Here is a 13,307-nt window from a genome sequence, read left to right on the forward strand (position 1 = left end):
CGAACTAATATTGCGTGATCTGCAATCCGACCGAACCGACGGGCTGATCGATCGAGATCGATCGGCCAACACCGGATTGCGTGATCAGGATCTGTGCGTAGCCGTTTTGACGGAGGGCGATGCTGTGGCCGCTGCCCTGCTGGCCAAGATCGGCCTGGTTGTTCGACCCTGTTTGATCGAGTGCGATCACGTTGGAGTCGCTGACCAGCGTCGTTGCGCGGAGCGGTACATCGATCTCCGAACCGGGTGAGCCAAGACCGAGAAGCATCGCCTCTGCAGTGTGGGATTGGATCAGCCGAGCGGAATTTCCCGATCCCGTCTGCGCCAGAACTGATGCGTTGCCGTTGCCCATCTGAATCTGGACCGCACTATTTCCAACGCCCGAACCGGTGTCGGCTTGCCGCAGCGTCAAACTGTTGTTTGCGCCGACGATTGATTGGCTGGCGCTGTTGGAATCGCCGTTTTGTGAAACGGCGAAAGCATTATTGTCCCCACTCACCGCGATCGAAACCCGATTGTTGTTGCCGCTTTGCGATACCGTTCCGGCAATCTGGCTGGGAATGCTGATCGGTCTGGTTGATCTAGACGAACCGATCTCGCTTAAGTTCCCGGTTTCCGCGCCGGAGATGACCCCGCCAGCGGTCGCGCCGCTCAACGCGATCGTTGCCTGATTGCCATCGCCGACCTGGGCGACGCAGACCGAATTGGCATCGCCCGAGCAACTCGCGCTTCCCCCCGACTGCGCAACGGCAGTGGCGGGCTTCAGCCCGAGCAAACCGACTACGAGGGTCAAAGCGACCGTTGCCAGGTTAGAACCGCACTTCATTTCGTGGCCTTCGTGGTGCTCGGGGCGGCGCTGATGGCGCCGCCCTTCGCAATTGTGTTGATCATGACGACGGGCATCGCACGTCGCCCGACCACACTTACTGGCTCATCGTCAACGTGTTCGAGTTGCCGGTTTGCGTCAGCGTCGCGGTTGCGCCAGCCGTGCCCTGGGTCAGCGTCAGCTTGTTCAGATTGCCGAACTGGGCGATATCCGCCGCTACGTTCGACGCCGACTGGGTCAGGGTGACCTTGTTCGACTGGCCGTTCTGGATAACGAACGCGTCTGCGCCGGTACCGCCGAGTTCCTGGGTGACCTTGGCGTTGTTATTGCCATAGGCGTCCGCCGAGGTCGCGCCATCCTGGCGGATTTCGACGAACTGGTCCGAACCCTGCTGGATCGCGGTTGCAAGGTTGAAGTCAGCGCCCTGGTAGATGTTGACGACGCCGTCGGTGGCCGCGGCATCCTGCGTCACCGTTGCGCTGTTGTTCGCGCCGAGGGGCGACGTTCCGAGCTGCGCAGCCGGAGCCGTCGACACCGTGTAGGCACCGCTGTACGCGACGTTGCGCGTAGCACCCGCCGTCGTGACGCCCTGGATGACCTTGACCAGGCCTGCCGAAGTGCCATTCTGGTTGACCTCGGCGGTGTTGTAATCGGTGTACTGCTCGATCTGCGCATTTGCGACCGTTCCGATGCCGCCGTTGCCCGACAATGCGACCGTCGCGGTATTGTTGTTACCGGCCTGCACGATGTAGCTGGCCAGGTCGATGCCGGTCAGCGTGGTCGTCGCGGTGTTGCCGGTCGGCTTTACCGTGGCGGCGGGGTCGCACGAAGCGGTGACGCACTGATAGACCTGGCTGTTGTTGTTGGTGAGCGTTCCGCCGACCTGACCGCCAAACGTCTGCGTGACGGTGTTGCTGTTACCGACGACCTGCGAGAAGGCGAAATCGCCCTGACCGCTCTGCGTGACCGTGGCAGTGTTCGAATTGCCGTTCTGAAGGACCTTGGCCTCTTCCTTGGTGCCGGCAACCTGATTGATCGTGATCGCATTGCTATTGCCGGTCTGGGTTGTTGTCTGGGTGTTGGTCGCTACCAAGGTCGCTGGCGCCTTGCCTGCAGCGACAACTGCCGATGCGGAGAAGCCAGTCGCCATCACCGACAATGCGATGACCGAAGCGCTACGAAGAAAAGACTTAGTCATGAATTATGTCCTAAAAATATTGGGGTTTATTGAAGCTACGTGCGGAAACCGATAATCTATATTCTAAATATATAACAGCTATTTTGCTTTATTTATCATAACCCTGTGTTGCGTTCGCCCTCCTTGATTTTTTACTTTCCTCTGGCTGCGCCATAGAAACAGTTACGCGTGTCAGCGCGCCCGATCGCGCTTTCTCCGCCGCATATCGGGCGAGTGCGACAGAACCGGCCGCGCCGTCCGAGAAACTCCACAGCCGACGCGGGCCGTCCTGCGCCCCTTCCATGATCAAGGCGTACACGGCCTTCTCGATCGCCGACCGGACGGCGATCTGCGTCGGCTCGTTGACCGAGACGCCGGCCTCTGCCTCGAGCAGTTCGTCGAACGTCACGAATTTGAACGTGCTGGCGTTGAGCGACACCGAGACGATGGTCTTGTTCGTCACGACGCTCGCGAGCACTTCGCCGGTCTTCACGCTGACGGCGCGGAGATAGATCGTCACGCTGTTCTGGCGATATTGCGTCGACGCACCGATCGCCAGAAAACGCGCACCGATACCACCCGTTTTCAGGTTGGTGTCGTACCCGATGATACCGCCTTCGAGCACGATGCCGGCAAACAGGAGCGAGGGTAGGATCTCGGCCGGGGTTTCCTTCTCGCCCAGATACCGGTTCCGCATTTCGCGAATGATCTGCCGTTCCTTCAGCAGATTATCGAGCCGCTCGCGCTCGACCACGGTGAACCAGCGCCCATTGCCCGCGTCACGCAGCGACTGGACCAACATGCTTGCGCCGCCCTGTGTCACGGCGCGAGACAGGCTCTGGATATTGTCCGATGGCTTGAGCTGGCCGGTCTGGTCGGTGAAATCGTAAACCGCAATCGCGATCGGCTGGGCCGGCACGGGCACCGTAAAAAGCTCGCGCTGCGATGGCGTGCTCTGCGCGAGGGAGGGCGGCGCGCCGGACATGCGAAACGCCTGTTTGGTCGCAGTGCAGCCGGTCATCGTGGTCGCCACGGCAAGCAAGCTCAAAAGCTTCGATGGAGTGTGAGGCATGAACATCATCGGGCTTTAAAACGGCACGCCGTCGACGGGCTGCGCGCGACCTTCGACGGGCGCTGAGTCGAGCGAGCCAGGCGCCGAGGTGGCGGAGCCCGTAATCGGAGCGGAGCCGGCGAGCGACGCCTCGAGCGAGGTCCTGGACGCCGACACGGAGGTGGTGACCAGCGCGGGATCGGCATTCGCCGCCGCCGCCGTCTTCCCGAAAGTATAGACCGGGACGGTGATGACTGTGGTTTCGCCCGTAGCGTCGTCGACGATCGTGACGGTGATGTTCGTACCGTCATTGGAGAAGGTTACGCGTTGGCCGCCCAGATCATAGCTGCCGGACGCGCCGGAGGCGGACCCGGTGATCGCGGTGACGAGGCCCGAGGAAAAAGCGGAGAGAAGTCTCGCCTGAAGCTGCGCTGCGAAGGTTTGGGCGGCGGTCAGCGGCGTTGTCACGACAGTTTTTGGAGCAGGTCGCTGCGCCGTGGCAATCGCAAGCAGGCTGGTTGAGTTGAACGGATTTCCACCGAATGACGGCGAGTTAAAATCAAACTTCAGTTCCTGCGCGGTGGCAGGAGTCAAGGATAGCGTGGTTAACACTATAAAGAGAGACACGAACGTAGTAGTTTTCCTACCTACATTCCCCCCAAAAAAACTCATAGTCTACCTCTGAAGAAGTGGATCATTTATCCACCTGGATAAATGATAAGGTCCATTTTTTATTTTAAAAAATCACGTTCGAAGTTTCATGAAAATTAAGTGAGAAACGCTCCTAGGTGCAGCATTATGCGTATAATACTCAGCCATTCGCTTTCTCAGATACTTTACGATTCGTTGATTTTTTAAATGCGGAATCAACCTTATTATAGTCTGGATGCCCAATCTTGTATTCGGTTATCGTAGGCTTGGACCACGACTTCTTTTCGGGCGTCAAACGGAATACCAATGCACATCACAAAGTTTTCGCTGGATGGCGTGGCTTACGGGATGGTTTAATTTCCGTAAATGATCATTCCTTACAACGATGTCAGCGCCGCGAGGCCTCCGGCGATGCGACTTTGCGCCGTTCACATTTCGCACATTGAGGCGCTGTGTTTCGCGCGCGCACGGTGCGGACAGCCCCGCGGTTGGCGGGGCTGGGTAAGGCGAGAGCGGTTGAAGATGGTGGGCCCGGCAGGACTTGAACCCGCAACCTATCCGTTATGAGCGGACAGCTCTAACCAATTGAGCTACAGGCCCCCGCGAGAAGCGTTAGCCGCGCGCGGCGGATGCTGGCAAGCCCGGGCCGTGCCGATCCGGTGTTCACTAAGATATCCAGAAAGGCGCGTAGCGTGGCCGGTGACGCGGGTTGCGGCGTGTGCACCCTCTTGGCGAAGGAGAGTGGGCGCATAAGGCCAATTGGCCGCCATCGCGATGACCCGGTGCTGATCCGGGGGCCGGCGCGCATAGGGTCTGACGGTTGCCCCGGCCGGGGCAGGCGGTTACGGCGCCGCATCCACCACGCGAACGGGATCACCGCGCCATGGGCACAGCCGCCAAGCCACAGCTTCATCACGTTACGGATGCCGATTTTCTCGGCGACGTGCACGCGCTTGTCCGCCGCATTGCCGAGAATGACTGGAAGCCCGATTTCATTGTCGGAGTCGGACGCGGCGGGCTGGTTCCCGCGGTCTATGTCTCACACGCGCTGAACGTGCCGGCGCTTTCGGTCGATCATTCGTCCAAGGTGCCGGAATTCGGCACCGAGTTGCTGGCCAAGCTGGCGGCGAAGAGCGCGGCGGGCACGACCTTGCTGTTCGTCGACGACATCAACGACAGTGGCGGCACGATTGACACGATCCGCGGTTTGCTGGCCGATTATGGGTGTGAAGACGGCAATATCCGCTTCGCCGTGCTGCTCGACAACCTCCGTTCCAAGGCCCGCGTCGAGTACCGCTCCCAGACGATCGATCGCGCTGAGGACAAGCGCTGGTTTGTCTTCCCGTGGGAGGCGATCGGTGCCGCCGAGGCGATTATCGAAGAGGCGCAATCGGTGCCGCACCGGCTGGCGTGACCGCACACCGCTAACGCTTGCGGACCGCCCACGCGCATGGTTTAGCGGACGAAAATCAGGAGAGTAAGATGCGTACCATCGACCATCACATCGTCGGCCTGTCCGATGGCGGCGCGGGCCGCACCGGCGACGTGTTCGATCCCAACACCGGTTTGGTGCAGGCGACCGTCGCGCTCGGCACGCAAGCCACGCTCGACACCGCCGTCGCCGCTGCGCTGAAGGCTCAACCCGGCTGGGCCGCGACCAACCCGCAGCGCCGCGCGCGCGTGATGGCAGAATTCAAGCGGCTGGTGGACGCCAACATCGACGAGCTCGCGCATTTGCTGTCGTCCGAACATGGCAAGGTGATCGCCGATTCGAAAGGCGACATCCAGCGTGGTCTCGAGGTGATCGAGTTCTGCTGCGGGATCCCGCATGTGATGAAGGGCGAATATACCCACGGCGCCGGCCCGGGCATCGACGTCTATTCGATGCGCCAGCCGCTCGGCATTGGCGCGGGCATCACGCCGTTCAATTTCCCCGCGATGATCCCGCTGTGGATGTCGGGCGTGGCGATCGCGACCGGCAACGCCTTCATCCTGAAACCCTCCGAGCGTGATCCGTCGGTGCCGGTGCGCCTCGCGGAATTGTTCGCCGACGCCGGCCTGCCCGAGGGCATCCTGCAGGTCGTTCACGGCGACAAGGAAATGGTCGACGCGATCCTCGACCATCCCGAAATCGCGGCGGTCAGCTTCGTCGGATCGTCCGACATCGCGCATTACGTTTACCGCCGCGGCGTCGCGGCCGGCAAGCGCGTCCAGGCGATGGGCGGCGCCAAGAACCACGGCATTGTCATGCCCGATGCGGATCTCGACCAGGTCGTCGCCGATCTCTCGGGCGCGGCATTCGGCTCGGCGGGCGAGCGCTGCATGGCGCTGCCGGTGGTAGTCCCGGTCGGGGAGAAGACCGCAATCGCGTTGCGCGAAAAACTCCTCCCCGCCATCGCCAAATTGCGCATCGGCATCTCGACCGATGGCGATGCGGATTACGGCCCGGTCGTCAACGCCGCGCACCGGTCGCGCGTCGAAGGCTGGATCCAGAAGGGCGTCGATGAGGGTGCGGAACTCGTCGTCGATGGGCGCGGGTTTGAGCTGCAGGGCCACGAAAAGGGCTTCTTCATCGGCCCGTCGTTGTTCGATCACGTCACGACGAGCATGGAATCGTACAAGGAAGAGATTTTTGGGCCGGTGCTGCAGATCGTTCGCGCCGATGATTTCGAACATGCGCTGCGGCTGCCGAGCGAGCATCAATACGGCAATGGCGTCGCGATCTTCACGCGCAACGGGCATGCGGCGCGCGAATTCGCGAGCCGCGTGAACGTCGGAATGGTGGGCATCAACGTGCCGATCCCGGTGCCGGTCGCCTACCACACCTTCGGTGGGTGGAAGCGCAGCGCATTCGGCGACACCAACCAGCACGGCATGGAAGGTGTGAAGTTCTGGACCAAGGTCAAGACCGTCACGCAGCGCTGGCCCGATGGCGGCGCCAATAACCTTGGGGGGGATGCTGCCAACGCGTTCGTCATCCCGACGATGGGGTGAGGGGCGGGGGCGGCTCGCTGGGTCGCCTCCTTTGGTCTTCGGCCGCCTCTGCCGCGCTCGTTTCGGTAGGCACCGCGGTCGGGGGCGGTATGGTCAGGGAAGATAGCCGAGCCGCTCCATAACCACCTGCTGGTCGCGGCAGATGCGGGATGCCTGATAGCGCGACAGCGCATCGCGCCATCCGCCGGCAACGCCGCGGCGAAAGAAGCTCGACGATTTCTGTGGCTTCTCGGGAAATCCGGCCGCCGCCTCCTGCGCCTGCAGGACGTCGAAACGCGTCGCCGCCACCGCGCGTGCGATCGCGGCGGAATCGGTGGTCCAGCCGAGATGGACTGCAGCCTGACGCACCATGTCCTCAGGGGCGGCCAGCATGTCTTCGTAGCGGATCAACAGCGGTGTGGGCATGCCTGGTGCATCGAGCCAGCTCGCCACATTGCTGCTCCACGATCCGACCTGCTGCGGCAATTGGGTGGCATCGCCGCGACGTTTTCGCGCCAGCCAACACGCGGAATCCGCCATCAAACCGATTGCATCATCGACCGAGCAGGCGCGGTGATGCGCGAACGACAAGGCCACATCGCGCGGATCGCGGACCAGATAGATCGTGGCGTGCGTGACGGCCGGGGCAAAGAGCGGCGTCCCGTCGCGAGCGTAGGTCCACGCGTCGTGAACCTTGCGCAGCAGCGGCGTGGTCAAGCTTCGCGCCTGCGCGGCATGGAAATGCGGGCGAAGGTCAGTCACTTCGGCATCGCTGAGATCGCTCGAACTTAAATCGAGCCAGGCATCGAAGCCACTGCGCGCGCTTGCCATCGGGGCAAAGGAATGGGTCCGGGACAGATCGACCGCGTCGTCGCCCTGGCTCAGCGCAAGCAGCGCCAGGCGCAGCCACGTGTTCCCGGATTTGGGATAGGACGCGATCCACTGGAATCCAGCCGTGGCTGTGTCCGCGGCCATCATTGGTTTTGCCGCGACACGATGCAGTCGACCAGTTCATCCACCCGTGACAGGTCGCTGCCCCATGCAAGGCTCAGGTTCGGCACGGGAGCCATGCGAAATACCGCCGAGGTCAGCGCCTTCGCATAGCCCATTTGAAACGCCCGTTGGTGCCGGTAGACCGCGCCCAGCAGCGCTTGCGCGGCGTCGATGCCGCGCAGCGTCGAAACCTCCAGCGCGCGCGGTTCGCGGGAGCGGGCGAGGTGATAGAGCGCGCCGAGGCGAAGCGGTGCGGGGCTGAATCCTGATCCGATCGGAAACTGGAGCTTGTCGATCCCGCTGCGGACGCATTCTCCTGCGGCGCTCGCCCAGCCGAGCGCTTCTTGCGAATCGCGCCACAGTTTCACGCGCGGAAACGACGGCAGTACCGTCGGGCCGGCTTCCGCGCTGACGTCGATCACCGTCAGATCGTCGGCCAGCAGGCGCAATCCCCGGCGCAGGAATGCCGCTGCAAGCGTCGATTTGCCGACCCCCGGCGCGCCGGAAAAGGCGATTGCCGCGCCGTCGATTTCGACGCAGCCAGCGTTGAGCGGCACCAGCCCGCGCTGGTGACAGGCGAAGGCAAACACCGTCCCCAGCAGAAACAGGCGGATGTCGGGCGCATTCTCGTCCATTTCCGGCTGCACGGTGATGTCTCGGCCACCGCGCGCCAGATAGCTTGCGACGCCGGGTATCGCCAATCGGCACGACCCATCGGACGATATCTGCAGCAACGGGCCTTCATACGTTGCCCCGGCCAGTCGTAGCGGAACCGAGCCAATCCTGATTTCCAGGTCCGGCGCGCGATCGGGTCCCAGCCACGGTGCGAGTTCAGGAAGTTCGAGTTGCGACGTCACGCACATCCCGCAAAGCCCATAGCTCATCGCGGTGGCCTCCGGGGACGCTCGCCCGGCAGGTCCGCAGCGGGGACGGTCGCGGGCTGCCAAACGCATGCAGACGGATCGAAAAGGACGTGCGCAGCGGACATGGCTCATAGGCGATGCGCGCGCGCCCCGGCAAGGTTTGCGCAGTGCCGAAACGGGTGAAAGAGCTTGGGCGTGCAGCGGTCGGACGGCGATGCGCCTGCGTTCCCGCGCCACGTCACAATCCGCGCTTCCGAGGATCGGGCATCGCCTCGTCCGAGGCGCGGATCGGCGGCACCTGGGGGGGGGCGATTTGAAGGTCCGAAGGGAAGAGAAATACGCCGCAAAACCTCTTAAGTTCCGACTCTAGAAACATATTTTATAATGGAAATTTTGGCGTTGACGATGTTCAAGCCACGTGCCTAACGCCTGCCCAATCAAGGCTTCGATGCTGCGTAGCACGCTGCCACAAAAGGGGAGACGATCATGCTCAATTCGACATTTCGACTGGCACTTCTTGGCGGCGCATCGACCGCCGCGGCCATCCTCGCGCTGCCGCAGGCGGCTTATGCGCAGGCCACGACATGCTCGCAGACCGGGACGACCGTGACCTGCGTCGACGGTGCGACTACCGTATTGACCGAGACCTTGCCGCCGAGCGCCGCGGTCATTGCCGGCCCCGGCCTCACGACCATCAACGTCGGCAGCCCGGCAACGCTGACCTACACAGCCACGGGTACGTTCGCCACGACCGGCGTGCCAGCGATCCGGCTGACGACAGTCGGCGCACCGCTCAGCTTCACGCCAGCAACCGGCAGCCCAGCGCTCAACATCTCGACAACGGGCGCTAACGCCACCGGTGTGATCATCACGTCGGGCGGTCAGCCAGTGGTCGCCACGCTCGGCAATATCTCGACGACCGGAACCAATGCGTTCGGCGTGGCTGCGATCGGCGATAGCGCGCTGACGCTGACGACCGGGGATATCTCGACGACCGGAGCGGGCAGCACGGCGATCGACGCCGGTACCGCCACTCAGACTGGCAATATCTCGGTTACGGCAGGCAACATCACGTCGACCGGCCGCGGCATCCGCACGAATTCGGGAACGGGGACGAACACCACCGTCGTCGGCAATATCAATTCGGGCGATCGCGGCATCCTGGCCAATGGCGCCGTGGTGACGATCACGACGGGTAACGTGACGACCTCGACCAACGGTGGCACGACGCCGGGCGGCTATGGCGTGATTGGGCAGTCGTTTGCCGGAAATGCGACGATCACGACCGGCGCGGTCAATTCGGTCAACGGCGCCGGAGTCGGAGCCAATGTGTTCGGGACGACCGGGTCCGCGTTGATCCGCACGGGGGCGATCACCGCCACCAACAACAACGGCATCTTCGCGTTCATCGGCAACGCCACCGGTTCGGCCGATATTGGTGGCTGCCCCAGCGTCAGCACGACGGGCAATAATGCGACTGCGATTTCGATGCAGGTCCAGGGGACCGGTACGGGCACCATCAACTGCGGCGCGCTGACCACCACCGGCGACAATAGCAACGGCGTGTTCGCGACTTCGGGCGGCGGCAATCTGGTGGTCAACACCGGCTCGGCAACCACCTCGGGCGTCGGGTCCTACGGCGTTACGGCAAACACCAGCGGGACGGGCACGGTGACGACCAACACCGGCGTCATCACCACGACGGGCGTCGGTTCCACCGGACTGTTCAGCCGCGCCGGCACCGGCACGATCGATGTCGGCTATGGCAACATCACGACTTCGGGCATCGGGGCTGGCGGCAATACCGCGCGCGCGCTCGATCTCGCCTCAACCGGCACGATCAACTTGCGCGGCAGCGGCGCAACGCTTCGCACCAATGGCGCAGGGGTTACCGCTGCCACCGTTACCGGCGCAGGCGTGACCGGCAATTTGGGCAATGTGACGACGACGGGGGTCGGCTCGCAAGGTGCGATCGTGACGGCACTGACCGCACCGGTCAATCTGACGATCGGCAACGTCGCGACGACCAGTAACGGCGTCATCGTCAATGCCGGCACCAATGCCGTGACGCTGACGACCGGCACGGTCACCGCGACCGAAGCCGGCGCGACCGGCACGGTGGTCAATGCGACCGGTGCCGTGACCTTCACGGGCGGTCGCCAGGCCGCGAACGGCGCCAATGCCCTGCGCATCACCGGCGGCGCGGGCGCGATCAACGCCACGGTCGCGGGCGCCGCCACGACGGGGACGGGCACTGCGGTCGCCATTACCGGGACCGGCCCGATCACGGTGAACAACACCGGGACGATCTCCACGGTCGGCGCAAATTCGGACGGTATCAACGTTGCGACGTCGGGCACGATCGGGATCATCTCGGCACTGGTGACCACGACCGGCACGAACAGCCGCGGCATCGTCGCCAATGGCGGCGGCGCGGTGACGGTCGCGTCCAATGGCACGACCACGTCCGGGGCCAATGCCGCGGCGATCGTGGCTAACAGCACGGCTGGCTCGGTCGGCGTGACGCTCGCCGGCACCAACACCTCGGCCACCCTCGATGGGGTAAATGTCGCGGCGGCGACGACTGCCAATCTGGCGGTCAATTCGGGCTCACTCTCGGGCGGCAATAACGGCGCGACGATCATCTCGGGCACGGGCACTACGGTGACCAACGCGGGCACGATCTCGGGCGGCAATTATGCGCTTTCGATCAGCGGCGGTGCGGCGACGATCACCAACAGCGGCACGATCAGCGGGCGGATCCTGCTGACCGGCAATGCCGATACGGTGACCAATGCCGGCACGTTCAACGCGAATGCCAGCAGCGATTTCGGTGCGGGCAACGACGTGTTCAACAACAGCGGGACGCTCCGGGTGCTCGGCCAGTCGGCAACCGCGGGCACGGTGAACTTCACCGGGCTCGAGACGCTCAATAACAACGGCCTGGTCGATCTGCGCAATGGCCATGTCGGCGACGTGCTGGCGCTTCCTGGCAGCTATAGCGGCAGCGGCGCGGCAACGCTCGGCGTCGATGTGCTGCTCGGCACGGCAACCGGAACGGCGGATCAGCTTCGCCTTGGTGGCGCGGCGAGCGGCTCGACCGTGGTTTCGATCACCGCGCTCAACACGACGCCTGCTATGCTCAGCACCTCGACCGGCACAGTGCTGGTTCAGGCCGGTGCCGCGTCGAACGCGGGCGCGTTCACGCTCGACAGTGCGAACGTCGATCAGGGGTTGATCCAGTACGGCATCATCTACAACCCGACGACCTTCGCCTTTAGCCCGGATTATTCATCGGGAGCGATAATCGGTGGTGGCGATCGTGGTCTAAGTCTTTGGTTTGGAGTAGAGAAAGGGTGCTTACGCCATCCCTCTGCTCCAGACAGAAAGTGCCACGACCGCCATGGCCGACGATAGTGGGTTCTCCTTCACCTTCCCAGCCATTCGTGGTCGAAAAATCACCGCCGCGTTCGACGGCGGTCGGCTGACGTCGGACGGCGGCGTGCTACTGCTCGCACAGGCCGAGCGGCGGTTGGGGATCGCGGATCGGCTCGCCGCCTGCATCGCTGATCCGCGCGATCAGGGTCGGGTGATCCACCGGGTCGCCGACATCTTGCGCGCCCGCATGCTCGCGATCTCGTGTGGGTATGAAGACGCCAATGATCTCGACGCCCTGCGGCATGATCCAGGGTTCAAGCTGGCGCTCGGCAAACTGCCGGGTGATCCGTTCGGGCTGGCCAGCCAGCCGACGATGAGCCGGTGGGAAAACGCGCCGACTACGCGCGAGTTGATCCGTCTGACCGGTACGCTGGTCGACCTTTATTGCGCGAGCTACCCCGTGCCACCTGCGGCGGTGACGCTCGACATCGATGATACCGTCGACGTCGTACACGGCGCGCAGCAGCTCTCTTTCTGGAACGGCCACTACGGCGAGCGCTGCTTCCTGCCGATCCATGTCTACGACACCGCTACCGGGCGGCCGGTTGCGATGCTGCTGCGCACCGGCAAAACGCCGTCGGGCAAGGAAGTCGCCGGCCATGTTCGCCGGCTCGTGCGACGTATCCGTCGCCACTGGCCCGATACCCGGATCACGCTGCGCGGCGATGGTCATTACGGTCGGCCAGAGCCGATGGCCTGGTGCGAGGCGAACGGAATCGACTACATCTTCGGGCTGCCCGGCAACCGCACGCTCCACGCCGATCCCGTCATCGTTCGGGAAGGCGATGCCTGCGCGACCGACCGGGCATTGCAGGGACTGGTCGAACTAAGGCGTTACGCAGAGACGCGCTACGCTGCGAAAACCTGGGGGAATACCGAACGTCGCGTCGTTGCTCGCATCGAGGCGAGCAGCCTCGGCCTCGACATCCGCCTCGTTGTCACCTCGCTTGCCGAGGGCAGCGCTGAACGGATCTATGACACGCTTTACTGCGCCCGCGGCCAGGCGGAAAACTTGATCAAGCTGCATAAAACGCAGCTGAAGAGCGACCGAACCTCCTGCTGCTCGGCCAACGCCAATCAGATGCGGCTCATCCTTCACACCGCCGCCTACTGGCTGATGTGGGCCGTGCGGCACGCTATGCCCGCAACCGCCACGCTCCGCACCGCCGAGTTCGCGACCATCCGCCTGCGGCTGCTCAAGGTCGCCGCGCGCGTCGTCGAAACCACCAGCCGCATCCGCATCGCCTTCGCAAGCGCCTGTCCCGATGCCGCGCTGTTCCGATCCATCGCGCTCAACTTGCGCACCACGGGACCATGATCGATGCGGCAGTGGCC

General features: G+C 63.4%; 10 protein-coding genes and 1 tRNA gene. 4 read left to right on the forward strand and 7 right to left on the reverse strand.

Annotation, left to right across the window (positions count from 1 at the left end; translation table 11 throughout):
• Positions 1 to 4: 4 nt before the first annotated feature.
• The 5 genes from HMP06_RS02975 to HMP06_RS02995 form a co-directional block, all read right to left on the reverse strand.
• Positions 5 to 655, reverse strand: coding sequence for a hypothetical protein (locus HMP06_RS02975; RefSeq protein WP_176495761.1), 651 nt, complete (start codon positions 653 to 655; stop codon positions 5 to 7).
• Between the two features lie 268 nt (positions 656 to 923).
• Positions 924 to 2,024, reverse strand: coding sequence for a hypothetical protein (locus HMP06_RS02980; protein ID WP_176495762.1), 1,101 nt, complete (start codon positions 2,022 to 2,024; stop codon positions 924 to 926).
• Positions 2,025 to 2,112: 88 nt separating this feature from the next.
• Entirely contained in the window at positions 2,113 to 3,075 is a 963-nt protein-coding gene (locus HMP06_RS02985; protein ID WP_176495763.1) for a CsgG/HfaB family protein, read from the reverse strand.
• A gap of 15 nt (positions 3,076 to 3,090) precedes the next feature.
• Entirely contained in the window at positions 3,091 to 3,726 is a 636-nt protein-coding gene (locus HMP06_RS02990) for a curli assembly protein CsgF (protein WP_269473396.1), read from the reverse strand.
• A 502-nt stretch (positions 3,727 to 4,228) separates the two neighbouring features.
• Positions 4,229 to 4,305, reverse strand: a tRNA-Ile gene (locus tag HMP06_RS02995).
• Between the two features lie 283 nt (positions 4,306 to 4,588).
• Between HMP06_RS02995 and HMP06_RS03000 the strand changes: the two genes are divergently transcribed.
• Both HMP06_RS03000 and HMP06_RS03005 read left to right on the forward strand, forming a co-directional pair.
• On the forward strand, positions 4,589 to 5,119 hold the full coding sequence (locus HMP06_RS03000) for a phosphoribosyltransferase (RefSeq protein WP_176495765.1): 531 nt from the start codon (positions 4,589 to 4,591) through the stop codon (positions 5,117 to 5,119).
• Between the two features lie 68 nt (positions 5,120 to 5,187).
• Positions 5,188 to 6,699, forward strand: coding sequence for a CoA-acylating methylmalonate-semialdehyde dehydrogenase (locus HMP06_RS03005; protein ID WP_176495766.1), 1,512 nt, complete (start codon positions 5,188 to 5,190; stop codon positions 6,697 to 6,699).
• A gap of 93 nt (positions 6,700 to 6,792) precedes the next feature.
• Here HMP06_RS03005 and HMP06_RS03010 read toward each other — a convergent pair whose 3' ends face one another.
• The gene (locus HMP06_RS03010) at positions 6,793 to 7,653 is read right to left on the reverse strand and encodes a sulfotransferase domain-containing protein (protein WP_176498336.1); all 861 of its coding nucleotides are present in this window, start codon (positions 7,651 to 7,653) and stop codon (positions 6,793 to 6,795) included.
• Entirely contained in the window at positions 7,653 to 8,555 is a 903-nt protein-coding gene (locus HMP06_RS03015) for a serine kinase (protein WP_176495767.1), read from the reverse strand. Before HMP06_RS03015 ends, HMP06_RS03010 begins: the two co-directional genes overlap by 1 nt.
• A gap of 465 nt (positions 8,556 to 9,020) precedes the next feature.
• Here HMP06_RS03015 and HMP06_RS03020 point away from each other — a divergent pair, with 465 nt between their 5' ends.
• Together HMP06_RS03020 and HMP06_RS03025 are read left to right on the forward strand one after the other, a co-directional pair.
• A complete protein-coding gene (locus tag HMP06_RS03020) occupies positions 9,021 to 11,951 on the forward strand; it encodes a beta strand repeat-containing protein (RefSeq protein WP_176495768.1) in 2,931 nt (976 codons plus the stop codon).
• Positions 11,938 to 13,290, forward strand: coding sequence for an IS1380 family transposase (locus tag HMP06_RS03025; protein WP_176495742.1), 1,353 nt, complete (start codon positions 11,938 to 11,940; stop codon positions 13,288 to 13,290). The genes HMP06_RS03020 and HMP06_RS03025 overlap by 14 nt, the downstream gene beginning before the upstream one ends.
• The last annotated feature ends 17 nt before the right edge of the window (positions 13,291 to 13,307 follow it).

It is taken from the genome of Sphingomonas sp. HMP6, from assembly GCF_013374095.1.
GTDB lineage: Bacteria > Pseudomonadota > Alphaproteobacteria > Sphingomonadales > Sphingomonadaceae > Sphingomonas.

What these genes read in the sequence shown, in the direction of transcription:
- HMP06_RS03020 (WP_176495768.1), top strand. Translation starts at nt 9,021, where the DNA reads ATGCTCAATTCGACATTTCGACTGGCACTTCTTGGCGGCGCATCGACC.
- HMP06_RS03010 (WP_176498336.1), bottom strand. Translation starts at nt 7,653, where the DNA reads ATGGCCGCGGACACAGCCACGGCTGGATTCCAGTGGATCGCGTCCTAT.
- HMP06_RS02985 (WP_176495763.1), bottom strand. Translation starts at nt 3,075, where the DNA reads ATGCCTCACACTCCATCGAAGCTTTTGAGCTTGCTTGCCGTGGCGACC.
- HMP06_RS03005 (WP_176495766.1), top strand. Translation starts at nt 5,188, where the DNA reads ATGCGTACCATCGACCATCACATCGTCGGCCTGTCCGATGGCGGCGCG.
- HMP06_RS02980 (WP_176495762.1), bottom strand. Translation starts at nt 2,024, where the DNA reads ATGACTAAGTCTTTTCTTCGTAGCGCTTCGGTCATCGCATTGTCGGTG.
- HMP06_RS02990 (WP_269473396.1), bottom strand. Translation starts at nt 3,726, where the DNA reads ATGAGTTTTTTTGGGGGGAATGTAGGTAGGAAAACTACTACGTTCGTG.
- HMP06_RS03025 (WP_176495742.1), top strand. Translation starts at nt 11,938, where the DNA reads ATGGCCGACGATAGTGGGTTCTCCTTCACCTTCCCAGCCATTCGTGGT.
- HMP06_RS03000 (WP_176495765.1), top strand. Translation starts at nt 4,589, where the DNA reads ATGGGCACAGCCGCCAAGCCACAGCTTCATCACGTTACGGATGCCGAT.
- HMP06_RS03015 (WP_176495767.1), bottom strand. Translation starts at nt 8,555, where the DNA reads ATGAGCTATGGGCTTTGCGGGATGTGCGTGACGTCGCAACTCGAACTT.